This window comes from Streptomyces sp. NPDC031340, assembly GCF_055569945.1.
Genome location: NZ_JBVIIE010000091.1, coordinates 1 through 25,018, shown reverse-complemented (window position 1 = coordinate 25,018; position 25,018 = coordinate 1). Strand labels below are relative to the sequence as shown.

General features: G+C 73.1%; 21 protein-coding genes and 2 pseudogenes. 10 read left to right on the top strand and 13 right to left on the bottom strand.

The features are described from left to right. Nucleotides 1–101: 101 nt before the first annotated feature. Nucleotides 102–2,891 carry a penicillin acylase family protein gene (locus tag ACZ5GT_RS39085; protein WP_469036213.1) on the bottom strand — a complete coding sequence of 930 codons (2,790 nt, stop codon included), beginning with the start codon at nucleotides 2,889–2,891 and terminating at the stop codon, nucleotides 102–104. Between the two features lie 222 nt (nucleotides 2,892–3,113). Between ACZ5GT_RS39085 and ACZ5GT_RS39080 the strand changes: the two genes are divergently transcribed. Further along, nucleotides 3,114–3,716: a hypothetical protein gene (locus ACZ5GT_RS39080; protein ID WP_469036210.1), complete on the top strand. Its 603-nt coding sequence runs from the start codon at nucleotides 3,114–3,116 to the stop codon at nucleotides 3,714–3,716. 192 nt (nucleotides 3,717–3,908) lie between these two features. Here the strand turns inward: ACZ5GT_RS39080 and soxR are convergent, their stop codons facing one another. Then, nucleotides 3,909–4,421, bottom strand: a complete 513-nt coding sequence (soxR, locus tag ACZ5GT_RS39075; protein WP_469036208.1) for a redox-sensitive transcriptional activator SoxR — start codon at nucleotides 4,419–4,421, stop codon at nucleotides 3,909–3,911. A gap of 108 nt (nucleotides 4,422–4,529) precedes the next feature. On the opposite strand from soxR, the gene ACZ5GT_RS39070 reads away from it, so the two are divergent. Then, complete coding sequence (locus ACZ5GT_RS39070; protein WP_469036206.1) at nucleotides 4,530–4,991, top strand: MaoC family dehydratase; 462 nt, start codon at nucleotides 4,530–4,532, stop codon at nucleotides 4,989–4,991. A gap of 24 nt (nucleotides 4,992–5,015) precedes the next feature. On the opposite strand, the gene ACZ5GT_RS39065 is transcribed toward ACZ5GT_RS39070, so the two are convergent. Beyond that, complete coding sequence (locus ACZ5GT_RS39065; RefSeq protein WP_469036204.1) at nucleotides 5,016–5,642, bottom strand: TetR family transcriptional regulator; 627 nt, start codon at nucleotides 5,640–5,642, stop codon at nucleotides 5,016–5,018. Between the two features lie 122 nt (nucleotides 5,643–5,764). Continuing rightward, nucleotides 5,765–6,916, bottom strand: coding sequence for an acyl-CoA dehydrogenase family protein (locus ACZ5GT_RS39060; RefSeq protein ID WP_469036200.1), 1,152 nt, complete (start codon nucleotides 6,914–6,916; stop codon nucleotides 5,765–5,767). Between the two features lie 71 nt (nucleotides 6,917–6,987). Between ACZ5GT_RS39060 and ACZ5GT_RS39055 the strand changes: the two genes are divergently transcribed. The 4 genes and pseudogenes from ACZ5GT_RS39055 to ACZ5GT_RS39040 form a co-directional block, all read left to right on the top strand. Further along, nucleotides 6,988–7,629 (top strand): TetR/AcrR family transcriptional regulator, encoded by a 642-nt coding sequence (locus tag ACZ5GT_RS39055; protein WP_469036197.1) that lies wholly within the window; start codon nucleotides 6,988–6,990, stop codon nucleotides 7,627–7,629. Between the two features lie 77 nt (nucleotides 7,630–7,706). After that, on the top strand, nucleotides 7,707–8,429 hold the full coding sequence (locus ACZ5GT_RS39050) for an ArsR/SmtB family transcription factor (RefSeq protein WP_469036195.1): 723 nt from the start codon (nucleotides 7,707–7,709) through the stop codon (nucleotides 8,427–8,429). 56 nt (nucleotides 8,430–8,485) lie between these two features. Then, nucleotides 8,486–9,112, top strand: a pseudogene (locus tag ACZ5GT_RS39045) (DMT family transporter); the annotation flags it as partial. A gap of 118 nt (nucleotides 9,113–9,230) precedes the next feature. Then, nucleotides 9,231–9,626, top strand: a pseudogene (locus tag ACZ5GT_RS39040) (DMT family transporter); the annotation flags it as partial. 30 nt (nucleotides 9,627–9,656) lie between these two features. Here ACZ5GT_RS39040 and ACZ5GT_RS39035 read toward each other — a convergent pair. The 6 genes from ACZ5GT_RS39035 to ACZ5GT_RS39010 form a co-directional block, all read right to left on the bottom strand. Beyond that, the gene (locus ACZ5GT_RS39035; RefSeq protein ID WP_469036192.1) at nucleotides 9,657–10,739 is read right to left on the bottom strand and encodes a Zn-dependent alcohol dehydrogenase; all 1,083 of its coding nucleotides are present in this window, start codon (nucleotides 10,737–10,739) and stop codon (nucleotides 9,657–9,659) included. Nucleotides 10,740–10,750: 11 nt separating this feature from the next. After that, a complete protein-coding gene (locus tag ACZ5GT_RS39030) occupies nucleotides 10,751–12,139 on the bottom strand; it encodes an aldehyde dehydrogenase family protein (RefSeq protein WP_469036190.1) in 1,389 nt (462 codons plus the stop codon). Between the two features lie 127 nt (nucleotides 12,140–12,266). Continuing rightward, entirely contained in the window at nucleotides 12,267–13,610 is a 1,344-nt protein-coding gene (locus ACZ5GT_RS39025) for an ABC transporter ATP-binding protein (RefSeq protein ID WP_469036188.1), read from the bottom strand. Nucleotides 13,611–13,805: 195 nt separating this feature from the next. Next, a complete protein-coding gene (locus ACZ5GT_RS39020) occupies nucleotides 13,806–16,037 on the bottom strand; it encodes a molybdopterin oxidoreductase family protein (protein ID WP_469036187.1) in 2,232 nt (743 codons plus the stop codon). 240 nt (nucleotides 16,038–16,277) lie between these two features. After that, complete coding sequence (locus ACZ5GT_RS39015) at nucleotides 16,278–16,931, bottom strand: TetR/AcrR family transcriptional regulator (protein ID WP_469036184.1); 654 nt, start codon at nucleotides 16,929–16,931, stop codon at nucleotides 16,278–16,280. Further along, the gene (locus tag ACZ5GT_RS39010; RefSeq protein WP_469036182.1) at nucleotides 16,928–17,533 is read right to left on the bottom strand and encodes a hypothetical protein; all 606 of its coding nucleotides are present in this window, start codon (nucleotides 17,531–17,533) and stop codon (nucleotides 16,928–16,930) included. The genes ACZ5GT_RS39015 and ACZ5GT_RS39010 overlap by 4 nt, the downstream gene beginning before the upstream one ends. A 151-nt stretch (nucleotides 17,534–17,684) precedes the next feature. Here ACZ5GT_RS39010 and hmgA point away from each other — a divergent pair, with 151 nt between their 5' ends. From hmgA to ACZ5GT_RS38995, 3 genes are read left to right on the top strand one after another with little or no spacing between them, the layout of a single operon-like run. After that, nucleotides 17,685–19,046 (top strand): homogentisate 1,2-dioxygenase, encoded by a 1,362-nt coding sequence (gene hmgA, locus ACZ5GT_RS39005; RefSeq protein WP_469036180.1) that lies wholly within the window; start codon nucleotides 17,685–17,687, stop codon nucleotides 19,044–19,046. A 27-nt stretch (nucleotides 19,047–19,073) separates the two neighbouring features. Next, nucleotides 19,074–19,823, top strand: coding sequence for a GntR family transcriptional regulator (locus ACZ5GT_RS39000; RefSeq protein ID WP_469036178.1), 750 nt, complete (start codon nucleotides 19,074–19,076; stop codon nucleotides 19,821–19,823). A gap of 26 nt (nucleotides 19,824–19,849) precedes the next feature. Further along, nucleotides 19,850–21,007: a type ISP restriction/modification enzyme gene (locus tag ACZ5GT_RS38995; RefSeq protein WP_469036215.1), complete on the top strand. Its 1,158-nt coding sequence runs from the start codon at nucleotides 19,850–19,852 to the stop codon at nucleotides 21,005–21,007. Nucleotides 21,008–21,378: 371 nt separating this feature from the next. Here the strand turns inward: ACZ5GT_RS38995 and ACZ5GT_RS38990 are convergent, their stop codons facing one another. The 3 genes from ACZ5GT_RS38990 to ACZ5GT_RS38980 form a co-directional block, all read right to left on the bottom strand. Continuing rightward, complete coding sequence (locus ACZ5GT_RS38990; protein WP_360757963.1) at nucleotides 21,379–21,648, bottom strand: hypothetical protein; 270 nt, start codon at nucleotides 21,646–21,648, stop codon at nucleotides 21,379–21,381. A gap of 126 nt (nucleotides 21,649–21,774) precedes the next feature. Next, nucleotides 21,775–22,593 carry an anti-sigma factor gene (locus ACZ5GT_RS38985; protein ID WP_469036176.1) on the bottom strand — a complete coding sequence of 273 codons (819 nt, stop codon included), beginning with the start codon at nucleotides 22,591–22,593 and terminating at the stop codon, nucleotides 21,775–21,777. Then, nucleotides 22,590–23,132: a sigma-70 family RNA polymerase sigma factor gene (locus ACZ5GT_RS38980; RefSeq protein WP_469036174.1), complete on the bottom strand. Its 543-nt coding sequence runs from the start codon at nucleotides 23,130–23,132 to the stop codon at nucleotides 22,590–22,592. Before ACZ5GT_RS38980 ends, ACZ5GT_RS38985 begins: the two co-directional genes overlap by 4 nt. Before the next feature lie 208 nt (nucleotides 23,133–23,340). Here ACZ5GT_RS38980 and ACZ5GT_RS38975 point away from each other — a divergent pair, with 208 nt between their 5' ends. Then, a complete protein-coding gene (locus ACZ5GT_RS38975; RefSeq protein WP_469036172.1) occupies nucleotides 23,341–24,876 on the top strand; it encodes a DUF4331 domain-containing protein in 1,536 nt (511 codons plus the stop codon). Nucleotides 24,877–25,018: the final 142 nt, after the last annotated feature.

The window sequence follows — 25,018 nt, the reverse complement described above, 5'->3', positions numbered from 1 at the left end:
TACCCCCCCCCCCCCCCCCCCCCCCCCCCCCCCCCCCCCCCCCCTTCCCCCCCCCCCCCCCCCCCCCACCCCCCCCCCCCCCCCCCCCCGCCCAGGTGGGTTCACCGGTGCGACGTGTACTCCACCACCTGCTGGAACGTCGGCCGGTTCTGCCAGCTGATCTTGCCGTGCTTGATGCCGCCGAGGGTGCGCTGGACGATCGAGTCGGCACACCACTGGTCGCCCGCCGAGCACTGGTCGTCGCCGGGGTAGACCTGGGACGCCGTCATGCCGGCCGCCGTCTTCAGCGTGCTGATCAGGATGTCCCGGCAGGAGCTCAGGCTGCCGCCGCCGCAGTACTGTCGCGCCAGCGGGCCCTGCACGGACTCACCGAGCACCGCCCGGATGTCCTTGTCGACGTAGCTCCACCAGCCGTACTGGAAGGAGCTGCCCGCGTGCGAGCCGGTCGGGCCGTGCCCGGCCGACGGCGCCTCGTCGATGGGCAGGTTGTTGCCGAAGGCCGCGTACAGGTCGCTGCCGAGTCCGGGCTCGAACTCGGCCTTCACCAGCAGCGGCCACCAGGCGTCCAGGATCCGGATGGCGTCCGCGTTCGCGTACGTCTTGGAACCGGCCGAGGTCTCCGTCCGCTTGGCGCCCGCGGTCAGCCACGCCTGCAGCTTGCTGACGGCCGCCGCGGCCGTGGAGTCGGTGACGGTCGAGCTGTTGACCACCTTGAGCAGGTCGGGCAGCACGTCCTCGGCCCTGAGGTCGGCGAGGCCCGCGTCCGCCATCGCCTTCACCAGCGCGACCCGCGTCACCCCGCCCGCGGCGACCAGCTTCTTGACCCGGTCCTCCAGCAGGTTGCCGCGGTGCACGGAGCCGTCGCCCCAGGGCGCGGTCGTGTAGTCCTTGGCCTGCTTGTTGTTCCAGGAGATGTAGTAGTCCTGGTCGATGGAGTTGGGGTGCGCGGAGGCCGGGGTGTAGGAGGCGGTGTTGGTCGCCGGGTCCCAGTTCTTCCACTCGTACGCCGCCTGGGCCCACACCGGGAACTCGGCGTCGACGCCGCTCGCGCGCTGCGGGTTGTCGCCGCTGTTGTAGTACGCGGTGTGCTGGGAGTCGGCGTAGAACCAGTTGAAGGTGAAGTTGATGTGCTGGACCGCGCTCTGGAAGGTCTGCGGGCTGTTGACGTAGTCCGGGTCGTTCAGCATCTGGAAGCCGATGATCGAGTCGGCCTCGTGCAGGTAGGACGAGCGCAGGGTGGTGTAGGCGACCTTCTTGCCGCCGACGGTCGCCCGGTACTGCACCGGCCCGTACTTCGTGCGCCACACCCGCATCGTGTATGAGCCCGCCGCGGTGCCGTCCGCGGTGGTCGGCGTCCAGGCGTTCTTCTGCTCGACCTTGTCCATGGCCGTGCAGGTGCCGTGGTACAGGTAGTGGTAGTCGTCCTGGCACAGCTCGACGGCGTAGGTGTCGATGATGTCCTGGCCGGAGGTCGTGGCGCTCCACGAGTAGTCCTGGCCGCGGCCGAGTTCGACGTACATGCTCAGGCCGGCGAAGGATGCGCCGCGGGCGCTGATGCCCGGGCCCTGGATCTCCTGCAGCATCAGCAGCTGCGGGGCGAAGTAGCCGGTCTGCGGGCCGAACACGGCGACCGGGTGGCCGCTGGCGGTGTGCTTGCCGCTGACCACCAGGGCGTTGGACATGCCGCGCTTGGCGGAGCTGAGCGTCGTCTTCGTCGCGGTGGCGGAGGCGGTGGTGGCGCTGGTGGTCGCCGCGCTGCCGGTGCGGTCGTAGACCAGCGGCTCCTGGGTCACCGAGCCCGCGTCGGGCAGCGCCTCGCCCTGCGGGTCGTCGGGCTTGTTCGCGTAGGGGAAGCTCTGGCCGTCGTGGACGGTGAGGACGGCCTCGGGGTCGTTGCGCTCGCGGAAGGACTCCCAGACCTTGGTGCCCTCCGCCACGCCGTACTTGGCCTGGGCGGCGAGCAGCGATATCGCGTTGTTCACCTCACCGCCGCCGCCGGAGCCGAACAGCGAGCCGATGACGGAGCCCAGCGCCACCAGGTCGGTGATCTTGAAGTGCTCGATGGTGCCGGCGTTGGTGATCGAGTCCTTGTGGCCGGTCAGGACGTACTCGCCGGGGAAGTAACGGCCGCTGTCGGAGGCGTCGATGTAGGCGTTGATGCCCGCGAGGTAGGCGTTGGCGTCGGCGAGGGCCTGCTGGCCGCGGGCGCCGTTGCTGGCGATGGCGTTGTCGATCTGGGCCTGCAGATCGGCCTCGGTGTAGGGGGCGTTGCGCCAGAACTCCTGCTCCAGGCCCTGGTTGGAGGCGGCGCCGCCGGCGAACGTGGTCAGCTGGCCGCGTCCGACGTGCCGGAAGACGTCCATCAGCCACAGCCGGTCCTCGGCGGCGGCGTAACCGACGCCGAACTCGGTGCCGTAGCGGGTGGTGCCGGTGATGTGCGGCACACCGGTCTTCTTGTCGCGGACGATGGTCACGTCGCTGCGGCCGGCGGGCTTCTCGGTGGAGGCGACCTGGTCGGAGGCGACCCCGAACGACGCGTCGTTGAAGAACGTGTTGATCTTGTCGGTGGTGAGCGCCGAATAGCCGGTGGCCAGGTTGGCGTACGGGCCGAGCTGGTCCTCGGCGTGCGAGGGCTGGGTGCCGAAGGCCTGGTTGAGCAGGATCTGTGCGAGTGTCGCGTTGCCGTTCTCACCGGGCGGCAGGATGTCGGAACACTGGCCGCCGCAGTAGTCGTTGGACGCCGTCGCGTCCGTGGCGGCCACCGCGGCTTGGGAAAGCGGTGTCAAAAGTCCGGCAATCAGGGCGCATACGGCAGCGCTCTTCAGGAACCCGGGGAACCTGCGGGGAGTTCTCAGTCTGTCGAGAACGTTGCGTGGGGTACGCCGTGGCATGGCAGCTCCTACCGACGAGGGGTGAGCCGGGACGTTACCGCCGGTATCCCCGGGAGTGAAGATGAACATGCGTCACTTTTTGAAGTCGACGCGACGGGTGATGGAGGTCATCGGAAAACGGAGGGAGCCGAATCGCTTGTCGATACGTCCATTCGGCGACGTCCGAACGACGACGCCGAGGTGACCGAAGTACAGGTGCAGGTGTGACGGAGGTGCAGGGCGATGGCCGGTTTCCGGAGTCTGGCGAGACAGGTCCGCGACCCGCGGTGCGATCTGGCACTGCGGCGCTACTCACTGCGCAAGTGCCTGGAGCGGTTCGCTCCTTACGGGCACAGGGCGACCTGGGACCATTTGTGCTCCCGGGCGGGGTTCGGTCCGGAGGACCGTTCCCCCGATCCGGCGCGGCTCGTGGCCGCGCTGGAGGAGTTGGAGGAGGCGCGTTCGGTCTGGCTGGCGTACGAGACGGAGTTCGCCGAGCGGCGCAGGAAGGAGAAGCACGACGGGCTGCGCAGGCCGGGCAGCGTGGACGACTGGCACCGGCTGACCTGGGGTGGTTTCGGCGTGGCCTGGTGCGACGACCCGGGGGTGCACCCACGTGAACCGCTGGCGGAGGTACTGCGCCGGCTGATCGCGGCCCTGGAGCGCGAGCCGGGAGCGGAGTGCCCGGTGTGCGGCGGGGAGCGTCTGGTCTGGCGGTACGACCTGGACCACGAACCCTCGTCGGGTCCGGTGTGCGCACACTGCGGAATTCTGGTGCCACGGCCCGTGCTCACGCCCGAGGCCCTGGCGGACGCACGGCGCGGAAGGCTGCTCGTGTCGGCCTGAGCACGGCGGGGGTGCGCCGGGGATGCCGCACCCCTGTTCACCGCGTCCACGGCCGCCGACGGCCCGCCGCGGACCGACCGCGGATCAGCCGCGGATCGGTCATGGTCACGGTTCGCGTGACCCTCCCGCGACGCCGCCTGCGCCGGCGGGCGACCGGCCGCCCGATGCGCTGCCGGATGCCGGGAACGCCGCTCAGCGGCGGCTCGGCCGCTCCCTGCCCGGTGTGCGGCTCTCGCCCCCGGGCACGCCCGGACGCTCCACCAGGAGCCGGGAGCCCGTCTGCCGTTCGCCGAAGACGTCGTCCGGGTTGGACAGGACGCACGAGTCCAGGGACAGGCAGCCGCAGCCGATGCAGTCGGTGAGGTGGTCGCGCAGCCGGTTGAGCTGCTTGATGCGCTCGTCGAGCTCGGAGCGCCAGGTTTCGGAGAGGCGGGCCCAGTCCTCCCGGGTGGGGGTGCGCTCCTCGGGCAGTTCGGCGAGTGCCTCGCGGATCGTGGCGAGCGGTATGCCGACGCGCTGGGCGGCGCGGATGAAGGCGACGCGGCGCAGCGTGTCACGGCTGTAGCGGCGCTGGTTGCCCGGGGTACGGCGGCTGCCGATCAGGCCCTTGGACTCGTAGAAGTGCAGGGCGGAGACGGCCGCGCCGCTGCGGGCGGCGAGCTGGCCGACCGTGAGTTCGTGGATCTTCTCGGGAATCTGGGGCACCCCTCGAAGACTACCCACCCGCGATGGGCCGCCGTGCGTTGACTTTGTTCCCCGACCCGACCATGCTAAGCAGTCGCTTAGAGATATAGGCACATGGGAGGCCGGGACATGGCAGAGCCGAGGATCTTCACGTCCGCCGAGGAGCTGAAGGCGGCGGTGGGCGAGCAGCTGGGGTACACCGACTGGCTGGAGGTCGACCAGAAGCGGATCGACCTGTTCGCGGAGGCCACCGGCGACCACCAGTGGATCCACGTGGACCCGGAGAAGGCGGCCGCGGGCCCGTTCGGGACGACCATCGCGCACGGCTATCTGACCCTGTCACTGCTGCCGCTGTTCGGGCCGCAGCTGATGACGGTCGAGAACGTGAAGATGGGCGTCAACTACGGCACCAACAAGGTCCGTTTCCCCGCCCCCGTCCCGGTCGGCTCGCGGCTGCGCGCCACCGCGCGGATCACCGGCGTAGAGGACGTGCCGGGCGGGGTGCAGGTGGCCGTGGCCTTCACGGTTGAGCGCGAGGGCGGCGACAAGCCGGTGTGCGTCGCGGAGTCCGTCGCGCGGTACTACCTCTGAACAGGCCGGGCGAAGTGCCGGGTGCTACCGCCTGACCCCCGCCATCCGCAGCACGAGGTCGGCGTACAGCGCGCCGACCTCGTCGGGGGTGTAGGGGCCGCCGACGTTGAACCAGCGGGCGACGTCGATGCACAGGGACAGCACGGCGAGAGTGGTGCCGTGCACGTCCAAGGCGTCGAACTCGCCCGTCGCCACGCCCTCTTCGATGATCCCGCGCACCTCGGCGTCGGCCTGGCGGCGCAGCCCGAGGATCTCGGCGCGGGCGTCCGGGCCGAGCGAGTCGAGTTCGTACTGCACGACGCGGGCCGTGGTGCGCTGGCCCGCGTGCCAGCGGACGAAGGAGCTCACCGCGTCGGCCAGCCGCTCGGTGGGAGTACCCTCGCGCCGCGCGGCCGTGCGCAGGATCTCGACGGCCTTCTCGTGGCCGATCCTGCTGATGCGGTGGAGGAGTTCCTCCTTGGTCTTGTAGTGGATGTAGAGGGCGGCCGGGCTCATTCCGGCGCGGCCCGCGATGTCGCGCGTCGTCGTCGCGTGGTAGCCGCGCTCGGCGAAGGCCTCCACGGCGGCGATCAGCAGCCGCCGGGCCGCGTCGGGCGTGACCTCGCCCCACGGCTGCACTTCGCCGCCGGCCGTCTCCTCCGCCGTACTCATCGCTCGCCAGCCCCTCTCGCCACACCCTCTGCCCGACCAGGGTGTACACCATACCGCTCCAGGTGAGCGGGCGCTTAGCGTGCCCGCTCACAGCGGGACGGCGGTCATGGCGACGGGCGCGGTCAGAACGCCGAGACCCCCGTCAGGGCGCGGCCGATGAGGAGCTTCTGGATCTGGCTGGTCCCCTCGTAGAGGGTCATCACGCGTGCGTCGCGCAGCAGTTTGCCGGCCGGGTACTCGTCGATGTAGCCGTAGCCGCCGAACACCTGCAGGGCGTTGTTGGCGGCGCGCACGGCGGCCTCGGAGGCGAAGAGCTTGGCCTTGGACGCCTCGACGGCGAAGGGCAGGCCGCGGTCGATCAGGTCGGCCACCCGCCAGGTCAGCAGGCGGGCCGCGTCCACGTCGACGGCGATGTCGCTGATCAGTTCCTGCACCAGCTGGTGGTGGGCGATGGGCCTGCCGAACTGCTCGCGCTCACCCGCGTACCGCACGGCCGCGTCGAGCGCGGCCTGGGCTATGCCGACGCAGCCCGCCGCGACCGACATCCGGCCCTTGGCGAGGGCGGACATGGCGACGGAGAAGCCCTTGCCCTCCTCGCCCAACATCGCGGAGGCCGGGACCCGCACGTCCTCGAGGACCAGTTCGGCGGTGGCCTGGCCGCGCAGGCCGAGCTTGCCGTGCAGGGTGCGGCGGGTGAGCCCGGGGGTGTCGGCCGGGACCAGGAAGGCGGAGACGCCCTTGTGGCCGGGGGCGTCGGTGGAGCGCGCGAACAGCAGCACGACGTCGGCCCAGGTGCCGTTGGTGATGAACATCTTGGTGCCGTTGACGACGTAGTCGTCGCCGTCGCGCACCGCCCGGGTGGCGAGGTTGCCGGCGTCGGATCCGGTGCCCGGCTCGGTCAGGCCGAAGCAGCCGACGTACATGCCGGAGGTCAGGCCCGGCAGCCAGCGCCGCTTCTGCTCCTCGCTCCCCCAGGCGGCGACGGTCTTGGCGACCAGGCCGAGCGAGACGGAGACGATGCCGCGCACGGAGGAGTCGCCGCGCCCGAGCTCCTCCGTCACCAGGCAGTAGGAGAGGTGGTCGCCGCCGGAGCCGCCGTACTCCTCGTCGACGGTCAGCCCCAGGAAGCCGACCTCGCCGAGTTTCTTCACGATGCCCCGGTCGACCTCCTCGGCGCGGTCCCAGGCGACGGCATGGGGGGCGATCTCGCGCTCCACGAAGTCCCGGGCGAGCCGCTGGACGGCGGCCTGCTCCTCGCTGAGCTCCAGATTCACGACGAGATCACCCCACGAACACCTTTAAATTAGCACTGCTAGTTTCCGAGTGCAGCCCTACTATGTGCGCCATGGCCCGACCGCGCAAGCCCCTTCTCAGCACCGACCGGATCGTCGAGACCGCACGGGCGCTGGTCGACGCCGAGGGCCTGGCGGCCGTCTCCACGCGCCGGCTCGCCGCCGAACTGGGCGTCAGCGGGCCCTCGTTGTACAACCACTTCCGCACCAAGGACGACATCCTGGAGGCGGTCGCCGACTCGGTGAGCGCGCAGGTCGACCTGTCGATGTTCGAGGACGGGCGGGAGTGGCGGACCGCCCTGCACGACTGGGCCGTCTCCTACCGCGCCGCCCTGCGCGACCACCCGAACATCGTCCCCGTCCTCGCCCAGGGCCCCGGCCGCCGCCCGGCCGGACTGCGCCTCGCCGACGCGGTCTACGGCGGGATGGTCCGCGCGGGCTGGCCGCCCGCCCAGGCCACGTCCATCGGCGCGGTGATGCGCTACTTCGTCATGGGCTCGGCGCTCGGCTCGTTCGCCGGGGGGTTCGTGGACGACGCGAGCGCCTACGACCCCGCAGACTACCCCCACCTCGGACAGGCCCACCTGCTCGCCGAGCAGCAGGAGAAGATCGACGAGCGGGCCTTCGAGACCGGCCTGACGGCGCTGCTGGACGGACTGGCGCAGCAGTACGAGCAGCTCCGGCGGACCGCGTAGGCCTGCCCGGCGGCCGGCCGGGACGGTTGCGGCGGGCGGCCGGGACGGTTCGGCGGGCGCCGAAGCGTCGGTGCCGCATGCTGGGACGCATGGCCTCCAAGGAACCGCAGGCCCCGCGGCTGGCCCGGCTCGCGGGACTGATCGCCGACGAGACGCGGGCCGCGTGCCTGCTGGCACTGCTCGACGGGCGGGCGTGGACCGCGGGCGAGCTGGCGCGGCACGCCGGTGTCGCCGCATCGACACTCAGCGAGCACCTGGGCAAGCTCGTCGCGGGCGGGCTGCTCGCCGAGGAACGCCAGGGCCGGCACCGGTACGTGCGCCTGGCCGACGCGACCGCGGCCCAGCTGGTGGAGGACCTGGCCGCGCGGCTCGCCCCGGACGCCGCGGCACGGCCGCGCGGGCTGCGGGCGTCGAGCGCCGGGTCGGCGATGGCCCGCGCCCGCACCTGCTACGACCACCTCGCCGGACGGCTCGGCATCGCGGTCACCGACGCGCTGACCGGCCGCGGACTGCTCCGCCAGGACACCGGGTTCGCGCTCACGGACGCCGGGCTCGCCTGGTTCGACGCGGCGGGCATCGCCCTCGACCGCGGGGGACGGCGCCCGCTGGCCCGCGCCTGCCTCGACTGGACCGAGCGCCGCCCCCACCTCGCGGGCACCGCCGGCGCGGCCCTGTGCCGCCACGCGCTGGACACCGGCTGGTGCGTGCGCATCGGCACGGAACGCGCCCTCCGGCTGACGCCCCGGGGCGAGACCGACCTGCACGAACTGCTGGGCATCGCCCCGGGGACCCTGCGGTGACCCGGGCGTCCGAAATGCGCCAGCCCTTTCCCGCTTCCCTCCCTAGCCTCTGAGGCATGATGAACCGCTTCCCGAACCGACCGGCCCGCCGGGCGGAGCTGCTCGCGGCCGGTGCCGCCGTGGTGACCGTCGTGCTGTGGGCCTCCGCCTTCGTCGCGATCCGCCGCGCGGGGGACGCCTACTCCCCCGGCGCGCTGGCGCTCGGACGGCTGCTGGCCGGCTCGCTGACGCTGGGGGTGATCTGCCTGGTCCGGCGGGAGGGGCTGCCGCCGCGGTCGGCCTGGCGGGGGATCGCGATATCCGGGGCCCTGTGGTTCGGCTGCTGCATGGTTGTCCTGAACTGGGGCGAGCGACTGGTGGACGCCGGAACCGCCGCCCTGGTCGTGAACGTCGGCCCGCTCCTCATCGCCCTGCTCGGCGCCCGGCTGCTCGGCGACCCGATGCCACCGCGGCTGCTGGCGGGGATGGCGGTGTCGTTCGCCGGGGCGGTGACCGTGGGCCTGTCGATGTCGGGCGGGGGCGGCTCCTCGGTGCTCGGCGTGGCGTTGTGCCTGCTCGCCGCGGTCGGCTACGCCGCCGGGGTCGTCGCACAGAAGCCGGCCCTGGGCAGGGCGAGCGCGCTGCAGGTGACCATGTTCGGGTGCCTGATCGGGGCGGTGGGCTGCCTGCCGTTCGCCGGGCAACTGCGGGCCGCCGGGCCTCCGGCGGCTCCCCCGCGGGGGCGGTGGGCCGAGGTGGGGTCGTGGGGGCTGTGGCGTGCAGGCGGGAACGATGGGGCTCGGCGCGCCGGGGGCGAAGTCGCTTGCCGGCGAGGCGGCCGACGCGCCCCTGTCGGCCACCCTCGACATGGTCTACCGGGGCGTGTTCCCGACCGCGCTGGCCTTCACCACTTGGGCGTACGCCCTGGCCCGGACGACCGCCAGCCGCATGGGCGCGACCACGTACGCAGTGCCCGCCCTGGTGGTGCTGATGTCCTGGCTGACGCTGGGCGAGGTGCCGGGCCCGCTGACCCTGGCGGGCGGGGCGCTGTGCCTGGCGGGCGTCGCGGTGTCCCGCTCCCGGGCACGGACCGCCCGCGTCGCCGCCACGGAACCGGTACCGGAGCCCGTACCCGAGCCCGTACCCGAGCCGGTACCCGAGCGAGCCCCGGAACGGGCACCGGAACAGGCCGCGGAACAGACCCCCGGGTCGGACTGAGCGCGCCCTGCCCCGTCCGGACGCAGGCGTTCAGAACACCACCAGTGCCCGGCCGCCCTTGCCCGCCAGCATGTTCTCGAAGGCCGCCGGGATGCCGTCCAGGGCGATCCGCTCGGTGACCAGTGCGCCCAGGTCCAGTCGGCCCGCCCGGACGTGGCCGGCGAGCACCGGCAGGTCCTCGGCCGGGTCGCAGTTGCCGTAGACGCAGCCGGCCAGGGTCCTGCCCCAGTGGAAGATCTCCAGGGCGTTGAAGGTGACCTGCTGGTCCTTGCCGCCGATGCCGACCACGGTGGTGCGGCCGCCGCGGCGGGTGGAGTCCCAGGCGGTGCGGATGGTGGCCGCACGGCCCACGCACTCGATCGCCACGTCCACGCCCTGCCGGCCGGTGAGGGCGCGGACCTCGCGGGCGGTGTTCTCCGAGGCGGTCAGGTAGTCCGTCGCCCCGGCGCCGCGCGCCAGTTCCTCCTTCCGCGGGGAGACGTCGACGGCGATGATCCGTCCGGCGCCCGCGATGCGGGCGGCCTGGAGCGCGGCGAGGCCCACTCCCCCGACGCCGTACACCGCCACGGTCTCCCCCGGGCGGACCCGGGCCGCGTGGTGGACGGCGCCGTAGCCGGTGAGGACGGCACAGCCCAGCAGGGCCGCGTCGGTGAGCGGGACGCCCTCGGGCAGGGGCAGCGCGCAGGCGGCCGCGACCACCGTCTCCTCGGCGAACGCGGCGACGTTCAGGCCGGGGTGCAGTTCGGCGCCGTCGGCGGCCCGGCGGGCGTACACGTCGGCGGCGCCGACCAGCGCGTTGACGCACAGCCACACCTCGCCGAGCGAACAGGCGTGGCAAGTGCCGCACGAGGGAGCCCAGTTGAGGACCACGCGGTCGCCCGGTGCGAGGTGGCCGACGCCCTCGCCGACGGCGACGACCGTGCCCGCGCCCTCGTGGCCGAGGACCGCGGGGACCGGAACCCGCATGGTGCCGTCGGACAGGGACAGGTCGGAGTGGCAGACCCCGGCGGCGGCGAGCCGGACGCGGACCTGACCGGGCCCGGGGTCGGGCAGCTCGATGTCGGTGATCTCCAGCGGAGCGCCCACGGCGGGCAGGACGGCGGCGCGAACCATGTGACGTCTCCTCAGAACTGCAGGGACTTGGTCTGGAGGTACTCGGACAGGCCGTGGGCGCCCAGTTCGCGGCCCACCCCGGACTGCTTGTAGCCGCCGAAGGGGGCGAGCGGGTTGAAGCGGCCGCCGTTGATGTCGACCTGGCCGGTCTCCATGCGGCGGGCGAAGGCGACCGCCTCCGCCTCGTCCCCGGCCCACACGGCGCCGGCGAGGCCGTAGACCGTGCCGTTGGCGATGCGCAGGGCGTCCTCCTCGTCCTCGTAGCGCAGGACCGACAGGACCGGGCCGAAGATCTCCTCCTGGGCGATCGTCATGTCCGGGGTGACGTCGGCGAAGACCGTCGGGGCCACGAAGTAGCCCCGTTCGCGCGGGGCTTCGGGGCCGCCGGCGACGAGCCGCGCCCCCTCGGCGACGCCCTTCTCGATGTAGCCGCGCACCCGCGCCTGTTGCCTGGCGCTGACCACCGGGCCGATGCGGTCGCCGTACTTGGCGGCGGCCGCCGCGGCCAGCTCGACGGCCTCGTCGTACCGCGAGGCGTGCACCAGCATCCGGGTCCAGGCGCTGCACGTCTGGCCGGAGTTGGACATGACGTTGGCGACCCCGACGCCGACCGCCCGGGCGAGGTCGGCGCTCGGCAGGATGACGTTGGCGGACTTGCCGCCCAGTTCCAGGGCGACCTTCTTGACCGCGGCGCCCGCCGTCGCGCCGATCAGCCGGCCGACGGCCGTGGAGCCGGTGAAGGAGACCAGGTCGACGCCCGGGTGCTCGGCGAGGGCCTGGCCGGCGACCGGGCCGAGGCCGGTGACCAGGTTGAAGACGCCCGCCGGGAGGCCCGCCTGGTGCACCGCCTCGGCGAAGAGCTGGGCGACGAGCGGGGTGTCCTCGGCGGGCTTGACGACGATCGTGCAGCCGGCCGCGAGCGCCGGGGCGGCCTTGGCGACGATCTGGTGCAGCGGGTAGTTCCAGGGCGTGATCGCGCCGACCACGCCGACCGGCTCCAGGTGGACGACCGAGTTGCCCACCTTCTCCTCGAAGGAGTACGTCGCCGCCAGCTCGGCGTAGGAGCCCGCGACCGCGAGGGGGACGCCGGCGTGCACGCTCTGCGAGAACTGCGGCGGCGAGCCGAGTTCGGCGGTGACGGTCTCGGCGATCTCGTCCTTGCGGGCGGCCAGGACGTGCCGCAGAGCGGCCAGCCGGGCGGCCCGCTCGGCGGGCGCGGTCGCCGCCCAGGCCGGGAGGGCGGCGCGGGCGGCCCGGACGGCGTCGTCGACGTCCGCGGCGGTGCCCGCGGGGACGCGGCCGATGACCTGCTCGTCGGCCGGGTTCACGACGTCGATCGTGTCCCGGCCGGCGGGCGGGCGCCAGGCGCCGTCGATGTACATGCCGTCGTGTGCCTTCATGCGTCCTCCCGGCGTGGTGCGTCGTCGTCCGGCACATAAACTAGCGGCGTTAGTTTTCTGGCGCCAGACGTGCCGGGCACCTCATGACATCAGACACCCGGCATGACATCAGACACCCGGCGTGCCCTCACGCGTCCAGGTCGGGCAGCCGCGCGGGAGCCGGGCTGACGCGTTCGCCGTGCTGGTCGAAGACGAACATGTGGGCGAGGTCGACGAGCAGCGGGACCTGCATGCCGTGGCGGAGCTGGATGTCGGGGGTGGTGCGGACGACCAGGTCGCCGGGCAGCCGCCCCTCGGGCGCGGCGGGCTCGGGAACGGCCTGCGCCGGGTCGTCCATGACCACCACCGGACCGGCGCGCAGGGAGCCCGCCCGCTCCTTGATGCGGTGCAGGACCGTGTGGCCGCCCTCGCGGCGACGGCGCCGGTCGGGGCGGCCTGCGGGACGGGCGGCCTCCAGGTCGGGCACGACGGCGGGCCGGGAGCCGGTGTCGAAGTGGACGAGGATCTCGTGGCCCTGGAACTCGACGTGCTCCACCAGCCCGGTGAGGGCCACCTCGCCGGGCCGCGCGGAGGCGGGCTTGGCGATCCGGACGGCCTCGGAGCGCAGGCCGACGATCACCTCCCGGCCCTGCTGGACGCGGAGCAGCTGGTGGTCGAGGGACAGCGGTTCGGGCAGCCGCAGGAACTGCTTGCCGAGGCTGATGGTCATCGCGCCGTCGAGCGGGGCACGGACCACGCCGCGCAGCAGGTTGATGCGCGGGGTGCCGATGAAGGCGGCGACGAAGACGTTGCGCGGCAGGGCGTACACCGTGCGCGGGGTGCCAACCTGCTGCAGCACGCCGCCGCGCATGACGGCGACCCGGTCGCCGAGCGACATGGCCTCGGACTGGTCGTGCGTGACGTACACGGTGGTGACGCCGAGGTCCCGGGTCAGCTTGGCGATCTCGGCCCTGAGGTGGTTGCGGAGCTTGGCGTCGAGATTGGACAGCGGTTCGTCCATCAGGAAGGCGGAGGGGTGGCGGGCGATGGCCCGGCCCATGGCGACGCGCTGGCGTTCGCCGCCGGAGAGCTGGCTGGGGAAGCGGTCGAGGAGGTCCTCGATGCCCAGCATGCGGGCCGTGGCGTCCACCCGCGGGCGGGGGTCCGCGGCGGGGTTCTCCACGCGCAGCGGGAAGCCGATGTTGCCGCGGCTGGTCATGTTCGGGTAGAGGGCGAAGTTCTGGAACACCATCGCCATGTTCCGCTCGGCCGGCAGCAGGTCGTTGGCGTACTCGTCGTCCAGCAGCAGCCGTCCGTCGGTGATCTCCTCCAGGCCGGCGATCATCCTCAGCACGGTGGACTTGCCGCAGCCGGACGGCCCGAGCAGCACGAGGAACTCACCGGGCTCGATGTCCAGCGACATCCGGTCAACCACGCGATGGCCGCGCGTGTAGGTCTTGCTCACGTCCTGCAGGGAGATGGCGCGTGTCATGAAGGGTGCCCCCGGGGGCTCACTAGGGCGCTGGTGCTCCGCGGTCGAACGCCTCGCACGGGTCGTGCGAGGCCTGTGGGTCACGGAAGTTAACGGAATGTGCGCACTCGGGGGAAGACTTCGGACGGCGCGGTTCAGCCTGTGAGAAAGCGGACGGTGTCATTCACCGCCGGGCGAACGGCCCCGGGACCCCGGTCACGGCGCCGCGTCGACCTCGACGGGCACCCCGTTCAGCACCGCGTTGCCCGACAGCGGGTCGAGCAGACTGCCGTCGAGGAGCTGGTTGACGTTGACGCCGGGGTCGGCGGAGGCGTGACCCAGCCGGGTGCCGGGGCGGTCGTGGCCCCAGCCGTGCGGCAGGCTGACCACGCCCACCCGCACGGCGTCCGTGACCTCCGCGGGTACGGTCACCTCTCCCCCGGCGCCGGTGACGCGCACGGCGACCCCGTCGCGCACGCCGAGCCGTTCGGCGTCCTCCGGGTTGATGTGCAGGGTGCAGCGGTTTGAGCCGCCGGTGAGGGCCGGGACGTTGTGCATCCAGCTGTTGTTGGAGCGCAGGTGGCGGCGGCCGACGAGGACCAGTCCCGCCGGGCGATCGCGCAGCGCCGCCCGCAGCCGGGGCAGGTCGTCGGCGATCGGCCGGGGCAGCAGTTCGACCTTGCCGGAGGGGGTCTTGAGCGGCTGCGGCAGGCGCGGCCGCAGCGGCCCGAGGTCGATGCCGTGCGGGTGCTCTAGCAGCCGCTCGAGGTTCAGCCCGTCGGGCCGTGCGCCGAAGCCGTCGCCGTAGGGGCCGAGGCGCAGCATCATGTCGAGCCGCCGTTCGGGGCCGCTGACGCCGGTGAGCAGCGCGGCGAGCTCCTCGGGGGCACGGCCGTGCACCGGGGAGTGCGCCTCGCGGACCGCCCTGCCGAGGGTCTGGCCGATGGCCAGGTCGTCGACGGCGGCCGGGTCGGCGCCGTGCATGCCGGTCACGGCCAGGATCAGCCGGGCGAGGATCTCGGTCTCGGCCATCCGGCCGGGCTCCAGCTCCACCGCGGGGCGGGTGTAGCGGACCTGGTTGCGCACGGCGAGGGCGTTGAAGGCGAAGTCGTGGTGCGGGCTCTGCGCGGGCGGGGGCGGCGGCAGTACGACGTGGGCGTGGCGCGAGGTCTCGTTGAGGTAGGGGTCGACGCTGACCATGAAGTCGAGGGAGCCCAGCGCCTTGTCGAGGCGGTCACCGTCGGGTGCGGACAGCACCGGGTTGGCGGCGACGGCGACGAGGGCCCGGACCGGCTCGCCCTCCTCGGTCAGGGTGTCGATCTCCTCGGCGAGCGCGGAGAGGGGCAGCTCGCCCTTCGCCTCGGGGTGCCGGCTCACCCGGGAGTGCCAGCGGCCGAGCCGGAAACCGTGGCCGGGTCCGGCGGGCCGCGGCGTCCGGTCGGTGGCCGACTGCGGGAAGAGGGCGCCGCCGGGGCGGTCGAGGTTGCCGGTGAGGACGTTGAGGACGTCGACGAGCCAGCTCGCGAGGGTGCCGAAGGCGACGGTGCAGCTGCCGATGCGGCCGTAGACGGCGGCGGTGGGGGCGGCGGCGAGTTCGCGGGCGAGGGCGCGGATCGTGCCGGCGTCCACGTCGCACGCGCCGGCGACCGCGTCGGGGGTGAAGTCCGTGAGGGCGGCGCGGAGTTCGTCCACGCCCTGGACGTGCGGCGCCAGGGCGCCGAGGTCGGCGAGGTCCTCCTCGAACAGCACCTGGGCCATGGCCGCGAGCAGCAGCGCGTCGGCGCCGGGCCGGATGGCGACGTGCCGGTCGGCGAGCTTGGCGGTGCGGGTGCGGCGCGGGTCGACGACGGTGAGGGTGCCGCCGCGGGACTTCAGCGCCTTGAGCCGGCCGGGGAAGTCGGGGGCGGTGCACAGGCTGCCGTTGGACTCCAGCGGGTTGGCGCCGATCAGCAGCAGGTGGTCGGTGCGGTCCAGGTCCGGTACGGGAATGGCGCCCGCGTCGCCGAACAGCAGCCCGCTGGAGACGTGCTTGGGCATCTGGTCGACCGTGGAGGCGGTGAAGAGGCTGCGGGTGCCCAGGCCGGCCAGCAGGAGCGGCGGGTAGAGGCCGCCGGCCATGGTGTGGACGTTGGGGTTGCCGAGGACGACGCCGACGGCGTGCGGCCCGTACCGCTCGACGACCGGCCGGATGCCCGCGGCGACCGCGTCGAACGCCTCCTGCCAGGTCGCCTCGCGCAGTTCGCCGTCGCGGCGCACGAGCGGGGTGCGCAGCCGGTCGGGGTCGCCGTCGACGGCGCCGAAGGCAGCGCCCTTGGGGCAGATGAACCCCTTGCTGAACACGTCGTCGCGGTCCCCGCGGGCGCCGGTGACCCGGGTGCCCTCAATGGTGAGGGTCAGCCCGCAGGTGGCCTCGCAGAGGGGGCAGATGCGCAGGGCGGTGCGGGACACGGGTCCTCCCGGAGGGCGGCGGCGGTGACGCTCGGGTACGGGGCGAGCATACCGACCGGTAGGGATGGAGGGGAGCCCCCTGCGGGAAGCGACCGGAAATCCGCACCGGCAGCGGCGCCGGCGCCGGTGCGGGCGCTGCCCCACGGGCGACGGGCGCCGGCGCCGCGGACGCCGCCCTCACGCACGCCCGGCACTGCCCCCAACGCGCGCGCCCGGAGCCGCCGTCACGCCCTCCGGCCGTCAGTCCAGCACGCCCGCCAGGTAGGCCAGCAGCAGCCGCCGCGCCTCCGCGATGATCTTCTCGTCGCCCTCCGGATCCATCCGGAAGGCCAGTTGGACGAGGGTGTCGGCGGTCTCCACGGCGACCAGGAAGGCGCGGCGCAGGTCCTCGTCGGGTTCCCGGGCGAGGTAGCCGGAGAGCAGGTCGCTGAGGCGGTCGGCGACGCGGTGGTTGGGTTCGGCCTGGCGGACGCCGACCGGGATCTGGTTGCCGAAGTCGACGAGGGAGAAGCCGGGCGCGGTCCGCTTCATGGCCAGGTACTCGTCCAGGACGGCCTCCATCGCGGCGCGCCAGCCGCCCGCACCGGAGTCGCCGTCAGCGGAGTCGCCGCCGGAGTCGCCGGCCCCGCGGAGCCGTTCGGTGACGCGCTCGGTGAAGCGTTCGAGGTTGCGCTGGGCGAGCGCGTCGGCCATCTGGCGCTTGTTGCCGAAGAAGCGGTAGACCGAGCCGATGGGGACCCCCGCGCGCTGCGCCACGGCCCGGGTGCTCAGGGCGTCGTAGCCGACCTCGTCGAGGAGGTCGGCGCAGGCGTCGAGGATCCTGGTGAGCCGTTCGGCGCTGCGCCGCTGCACGGGCGCACGACGAAGCGAAGTCGCGTGGGGCACGGGTTTCATGATGCCTTTCCGCCGCGGTCCGGTGAACCTCGCCCCCCAGTACGGAGATCGGTGCCCGATGCACTCAACGCCCCCGGGGCCGCCGCGCCGTCCGGGGACGGCCGCTCCCCGGACGCCGTGATGTCGGCGGTGCTCTCGAGGGGCCGGCCGTCCACCGCCCACGCCGTGCCGTCGTCGGCGTACAGGCGGGCGGTGACGTGATGGGTGCCGCGCGGGACGAGACGGGCGGGCAGCCGGTGGGCGGGGACGCGCAGGCGTGTGACGAGCCGGCCGTCGACGTAGAGGTACGCCAGGCCGCGCCCGGCCACGGGCTCGGCCTTCGCGCCGGCGGGCGAGAAGCGGAAGCCGTGGACGGTCAGGCGCACGTCCCAGGCGTCCTCGGCGTCCGGCTGCACCTCGATCTCCACCTCGGGCGCGTCCTCGCCGTCCACCTCCCGGTAGCGGTGCCCCAGCTCGTCGGTGTCGTCGAGGAGCCGGCCGGCCGGTGAGGCCGACGCGCCCGGCCCGCCCCCGTCCGCACCGCCGGAGCCGCAGCCCGCGGTTCCGGCCAGCGACAGGACGCAGACCGCGAGCACGGCTGAGAGTCCCCGTGTCCACGACATGTTCGGAGACTAGAACACGGGTCCGACGTCCGAATCCCCCTGAAGGCTGGTTCTGATTCCTCCCTGGTGGGGAGGTCCGGCCGGGGCCCTTGCGGCCACGAATCCTCAATCCTACGGTGATACATAGGAATCAGAGCGCAAGGGAGCGATCATGAGCGATGGGGGTGCCCCCCGCGTGAGCGGGCTGGAGCGCGGAGGAGCGCGCAAGACCGCGGAGGGGCTGAGCTACCTCTCCGGTTTCGGCAACGAGCACAGCTCCGAAGCGGTGCCGGGCGCCCTGCCCGAGGGCCGCAACGCGCCGCAGCGCGCCCCCCTCGGGCTGTACGCGGAGCAGCTCAGCGGCACGGCGTTCACCGAGCCGCGGGCGCACAACCGCCGTTCCTGGCTGTACCGGATCCGCCCGTCGGCCGCCCATCCGGCGTTCGAGCGCGTGGAGAACGGCGCGATCCGTACGGCGCCCTTCACCGAGTCGGTGCCCGACCCCAACCGGCTGCGCTGGAACCCGCTGCCCGAGCCGCCCGCGGGCACCGACTTCCTGGCGGGCCTGTGGACCCTGGGCGGCAACGGCGACGCGACGCAGCGCGCCGGCATGGCCGTGCACATCTACCACGCGAACGCCTCGATGGAGCGGGTCTTCAGCGACGCCGACGGGGAGCTGCTGATCGTGCCGGAGCGCGGCGGACTGCTGCTGCGCACGGAGTTCGGGCTGCTGCACGTGGAACCGTCGGAGGTCGCGCTGATCCCCCGCGGCGTGCGCTTCCGTGTGGAGCTGCTGGACGATGTCGCCCGCGGCTATGTGTGCGAGAACTACGGGACGCCCTTCCGCCTCCCCGACCTCGGTCCCATCGGCGCGAACGGTCTGGCCAACGCACGGGACTTCCGCGCGCCGGTGGCCGCCTACGAGGACGTCGAGGGCCCGGTGGAGGTGGTGAACAAGTTCTGCGGCAACCTGTGGCGGGCGACCTACGGCCACTCCCCGCTGGACGTCGTCGCCTGGCACGGCAACCACCTGCCGTACGTCTACGACCTGCGCCGCTTCAACGTCATCGGCTCGATCTCCTACGACCACCCCGATCCGTCGATCTTCACGGTGCTGACGTCCCCGTCGGACACCCCGGGCCTGGCCGGCATCGACTTCGTGGTGTTCGCGCCTCGCTGGCTGGTGGGCGAGGACACCTTCCGGCCGCCGTACTTCCACCGGAACGTGATGAGCGAGTACATGGGCCTGATCGAGGGCGCCTACGACGCGAAGACGGCCGGAGAGGGCGGTTTCGTGCCGGGGGGCGGCTCGCTGCACAACATGATGTCGGCGCACGGCCCGGACCGGGAGACCTTCGACCGCGCGAGCGCCGCCGAGCTGCGGCCGCAGAAGGTCGACGACGGCCTGGCGTTCATGTTCGAGACCCGCTGGCCGGTGACGCTGACCGAGCGGGCGGCCCGCGCCGAGCACCTGCAGCGGCGTTACGACGACGTGTGGGAGGGACTGGAGCGGCACTTCCGCCCCTTGCACTGAAGATCCCCGACAGGTACGGATGGGCCCGTGACCTCCTTCGCCCCGGATTCGATCGTCCTGAACCGCAAGCTGCCGCTGTGGTACCAGGTGTCGCAGTCGCTGCGCGCCTCGATACTCGGCCGCTCGCCCCAGGACCCGCTGCGCCTGCCCACCGAGGAACAGCTGGCGGGGCACTACGGGGTGAGCGTGCTGACCATGCGGCAGGCGCTGAAGGAGCTGGAGGACGAGGGCCTGATCACCCGCCACCGCCGCCGCGGCACCTTCATCGAGCCGGACGCCCGCCGGGGCGCCCCGGTGCGGCTGCTCGGCTCGGTGGACGCGATCGTGGCCCAGCAGTCCGGCATGGCGACCGAACTGCTGGACCACGGCGCGGCGGCGGTGCCGGCCGAGGTCGCCGAGTACTTCCCGGACCTCCAGCAGGTGGCGACGTACCACCGGCTGCGCTGCGACGAGAAGACCGGCGAGCCCACCAACCACGCCCGCAACTACGTCCGTCCCGAACTGGCCGCGCGCATCGACCCGGCCGACCTGGTGCGCTGGCCGATGACCAAGGTGCTGCGGGACGTCGTCGGGGCGGACATCGGCCGCATCACGGACATCGTGGAGGCGCGGCTGGCGGACCCGGAGACCGCGCGGCTGCTCGAAGTGCCGCTGCTCAGCCCGATCCTGCACTACACGGGCGTGACCTACGACGCGGACGGCCGGGTGCTGGACGCGGCGGTGATCCACTACCGCGGCGACCGCTTCTCCTTCACGGTCACGCTCGACGCCACCTGAGGTGACGGTCCGTGACACGCCGTACGATGACCGGCGTGACGCATGACGACGCTCCGCCGCTGGCGGACCTCATGCCGTGGTCCGTCGCACCGCCGCGGCTCGGCCGGGGGTGGCCGGCGGCCCCCGACGCGGCGTCCCTGAAGGCCCGTTGGGACGCGCTGCTGAAGGCGGACGGCCCTGACCGGGAGGCCCTGTTCCAGCCGACCCGCTCCCGCACGCTGAACTCGGCGGTCGGCCAGCTGCCGGGCCGGGCCGGCGGGACGCGGCGGCTGGCCCGCGCCTCGGGCCCGTGCGCGGAGCCGGTACGGGTGCTGCGCGCGCCCTTCGACGAGCAGTGGCTGATCCCCGACCACCGGCTGATCGACGCGGCCCGGCCGGAGTTGTGGCGGGTGGCGGACGAGCACCAGGTCTTCACGGTGGAGACGGGCGCGGACAACGGGCCGCCCCTGCTCGCCACGTCCCGCCTGCCGCTGCTGCGCACCGGCCGGGTCCGCCCGCTGTACCGCCGCCCCGGCGGGGCCGAGCCCAATTTGGCGCCCGGCCTGGCGGAGCACCTGGGCGCGCGGCTCGGGCACACCCCGCGGCCGCTCGACGTGCTGGCCTGGATCATGGCGACGACCGGCCCGGCCGGCGCCGTTCCGCTCACCGCCGACCCCGAGGTGTGGGCGCACGGCGTCGAGTCGGGACGCCGCCTGCTGTGGCTGATGCGCCGCGACGGGGAACGCCCGAAGCTGCCCGGCGGCCGCCGCCCCTACGTCCGGGCCCCGCTCCCGGCGCGCCCGCTCACCCTGCACTACGACCGCGACGAAGAGACGCTGCACCTGGACGGCGGCCGCGTCTCGCCGGTCCCGCCCGACGCCTGGGACTTCGAGGTGGCCGGGGTCCGGGTGCTGGAGCAGTGGTTCACGGCGAGGACGGCCGAACCGGAGCCGGGCACGCTGGCGGCGATCCGCCCGTCGGCCTGGCCGCAGACCTGGACGTCGGAGCTGCTGGAACTGATCACGGTGCTGGCCCTGGTCGCGGAGGTCCGGTCACGGCAGCGGGAGCTGACGGTCACCAGCCCGGTCACCGCGAGCGACCTCGCCGCGGCGGGAGTGCTGCCCGTACCGGAGGCGGCCCGCAGGCCGGCGTCGGTCCTGGACCACCACGAGGAAGGCCCGGAGGGCCAGTTCGCGCTGATCTAGCCCCGCGCACGGGTGCGGGGCCTGGCGCGGACGGGGGGTCTCGCGCGGGTCCGGGAACTTTCGCGGACGCGGGAGCTGGAACTCGTCGACGGCCTCTCGGGGTGCGGAGCGGGTGGAACGCACCGGGAGCGGCGGAGCGGGTGTGACGGGCGCGCTGCGGGACGTAGCGCGCCACGGGACGGGTGAACCACAAAACGGGTGTACTACGGGACCGGTGTACTACGGGCCGTGGCGCGGGCGGGGGGACGCGCCCGCGCCCGGGAGGCGCGCCGGGGCGCCGCTGCGGGCCGTGGGGATGACGGACGGCCGGTGCGGCGCACCCCGGTGCGGCAGGCCGCCCGAGCGCCGGCCTGACCGGACGCAGGCGTCGTTCAGCGCCCCCCGAACAGCGAGCGGCGCAGCCGGCGCAGCGGCGCGAACAGCGAGACGCGATGGACACGCGCGCCCCGGCCGCTGCGCTGGTGCGTGGTGTCACGCGCGGTGAGCTCACGCATGAGCGAGGTCGCCTCGGCCGTCTCCCGCTGCGGGACGGCGGGTCCCGCCAGCACCGAGAGATGGCGGTCGAGACGCGAACTGGTCGCACTGCTCCCGCAGGTGATCGCAGGGACCCTCGCCCTGCTGCGCACTGTTATCTGTTCCATGTCACTCCCCACCCGTACGAGTCCACCCGGCCCGGGCAGGGTAACCCTATCGCCACCTTGCGGCACTCGTGTATCGCGGTCACAGGATTCACCTTCCCCGTAAGGAGGTTGACGACCCCTCCTTCATTACTCTCCGAATCCGACAGTTTTCAGGGCGAGTTGGACAACAGGCTGACCGGTGGGTTGCGGTGAGCCGCCGTCGGGCTCGACGGTCACCGCGAGTGACGTCGCCGACCTGGTGAGGCCGGTCGCGACCAAGGGCGTGTCGCCGCCGGGGAACAGCCCTAGGGAGCGCGGCCGCGCACCGGGGCGCATGAGCCACAGCTGGTGCACCCGGCCGCCGGGCAGGTCGCCGTATCCGCTGAGGGTCACGACCGCGCGTCCCTCGGAGGCGGAGGCGACGACGGCGATGCTCCGGCCCCGGGCGTCCCGGTCGCCGGCCGAGCGGGCGTCGGGAGCTGCCAGAACGTGGGCGATCTCACGGTTCTGGGCGCGCTCGGCGTCCAGTTGCTCGCGGGTCCGGTCGGCCTGGACGGCGAAGAGCGAGGCGACGACGAGGGCCGCGGCGGCGGTCGCCGTGGCGAACGGCACGAAGAGGGGGCGGCGCTCACGGGGCGCACGGGTGCGCGACGGCGGCGGCTGCGTGCCCCAGACGTGCGGCGGCAGCTGCGGCGCGTGCTCCCGCGCCGGGGCGGACTCCTGCGGGGTGGCGCGCACGGCGGCCAGCACCCTTTCGCGCAGCGCGGCCGGCGGCGGGGCGGCCGCCGACCAGGCGAGGCGGACGGCGTCCTCGGCCAGCGCCCGCACCTCGGCGGAACAGACGCCGCAGGTCCGCAGGTGCTTCTCGAAGCGGACGCGCTCGGCGGGCTCCAGGGCGTCGAGCGCGTAGGGGGCGGCGAGGGAGTGGACGTCCTCGCGGCGCAGCAGGCGGTCGAGGAGGCTCATGCCATACCTCCCAGGCACTCGCGCAGCCGGGTGAGTCCGTCGCGCATACGGGTCTTGACGGTGCCGAGCGGCAGGGACAGCCGTTCGGCCACTTCACGGTAGGTGTAGCCGTCGTAGTAGGCGAGGGTGACGGACTGGCGTTGCAGGGCGGTGAGGCGGCCCAGGCAGCGGCGTACCCATTCGCGCTCCAGGCCGGCCTCGACCTCCTCGGCGACGTGGTCGAAGGCGGGGCCGTCGGCCCGCCGGGCCTCGCGCTGTTCGCGCTCCCCGGCCGCGCGGGCGCTGCGCACCCGGTCGACGGCGCGCCGGTGGGCGAGCGTGAGGATCCACGACAGCGCGCTGCCCCGGCCGGGGTCGAAGCGCGCCGCGGACCGCCAGAGTTCGAGCAGCACCTCCTGGGACACCTCCTCCGACTGGGCCGGGTCCCGCACCACGCGCCGCACCAGCCCGAACACCGGGCCGGCCACCAGACCGTACAGATCCTCGAAGGCCCTCTGGTCGCCGCCCGCCACGAGCACCAGGAGCTTGTCCGCCTCCACTCGGTCCCCCTCTCGGCGGCCGCAGGGGCCCCGTCCCGTCACACCAGGCATTCGCACCGAACGCACACCTCCGGACGGTGTTACGGATCAGCCCGCCGAAAACGCGGGTCGAGCGGGCGGGAAAGAATTTTTTCGATCCGACCAATCCGGCCCGGCGGCCGCTCCGAATGGCCGTGCGTCAGGCAAGTTGGCACTGAGGACGGACGGCATGACACCTATCTCCAGAAGCGGTGCGGGACGCGGGAGCCTCGCGACCCTCATATGTGGTGCGCTGGCCGCCGGGGGGCTCGCAGCCGCCGGCGTGACCGCGCTGGAACCCGGGGCGGCCTCCGCCTCCAGCCACCGGGAGGCCCCGCTGATCTCGGGGCAGCCCCAGTACGACAACACCGACGTCTACGCGTTCGTGAGCCCGGACAAGCCGGACACGACGACGATCATCGCCAACTGGATCCCCTTCCAGGACCCGGCCGGCGGCCCCAACTTCTACACCTTCGCCGAGGACGCCCAGTACGACCTGCACATCGACAACAACGGCGACGCGCAGAGCGACCTGCTGCTCCGCTACACCTTCAGGACGCACACGAAGAACAAGAACACCTTCCTCTACAACACAGGCGCGGTCACCAGCCTGGACGACCCCGACCTGAACATCACCCAGACCTACGACATCGAGCTGTTCAAGCTGCACGGCCAGAAGGTGACGGCGAAGACGAAGCTCGCCGACGACGTTCCGGTGGCCCCGTCGAACGTCGGCAAGGCGTCGATGCCCGACTACAACAAGCTGCGGCAGCAGGCGGTCTACAAGCTCTCCAGCGGAGCCCAGACGTTCGCCGGCCAGGCGGACGACCCGTTCTTCCTGGACCTGCGCGTCTTCGACTTGCTGTACGGCGGGAACCTGTCCGAGGTCGGCCGGGACACCCTCAAGGGCTACAACGTCAACTCCATCGCCCTGCAGGTGCCGACCGACATGATCACGGAGTCGAAGGACCAGCCGGTCGTCGGCATCTGGTCGACGACGCAGCGCAGGAACGCGCGGGGCTACTACGAGCAGGTCTCGCGCCTGGGCAACCCGCTGGTCAACGAGGTCGTCAACCCGCTGAAGGACAAGGACAGGTTCAACGCGTCCTCGCCGCAGTACGACGCCCAGTTCCTGAAGAACGTCACCAACCCCGAACTGCCCAAGCTCATCGAGCAGATCTACAAGATCAAGGCGCCGGCCGAGCCGCGCAACGACCTGGTCGACGTCTTCCTGAAGGGCGTCGAGGGCCTCAACCAGCCCCCGAACGTGACCCCTTCGGAGCAACTGCGCCTCAACACCTCGATCAAGCCGGCCGCTCAGCCCAAGCGGCTCGGCGTCCTCGACGGCGACAACGCGGGCTTCCCGAACGGGCGCCGACTCACCGACGACGTGATCGACGAGGCGCTCCAGGTCGTCGAGGGCGAACTGGTCGGCGCGAAGAACGACCTGGGCGACGCGGTCGACGCGAACGACAAGAAGTTCGGCCACTCCTTCCCGTACCTGGCCAACCCGACGGCCGGCTCGCGCGGGGCCACCGCCAAGGGGGTCACCAGCGGCAACGACGTCCGCAGCCAGCTCGGCGACGCCCTGCAGCCGGCCGGTTCGCCGACCGGGTTCGGCAACACCCCGCTGATCGCGGCCTCCGCGGGCGCGGGCGCGGCCGGGATCCTGCTGATCGGCGGCGGCCTGGTGTGGTGGCGCCGCATGCGGGGCCGGGCGTACTGACCCGCTCCCCCACCGACTGGCGGGGGGGGGGGGGGTTCCCCCCCCCGCAGGGCGGGCCACACACCCCCACGACCCCATCCTTCTCTGGGGGCCGGCCAGGGGGGGGGGAGGGTCTCGCGTACACACGAAACCACCCCCCCGC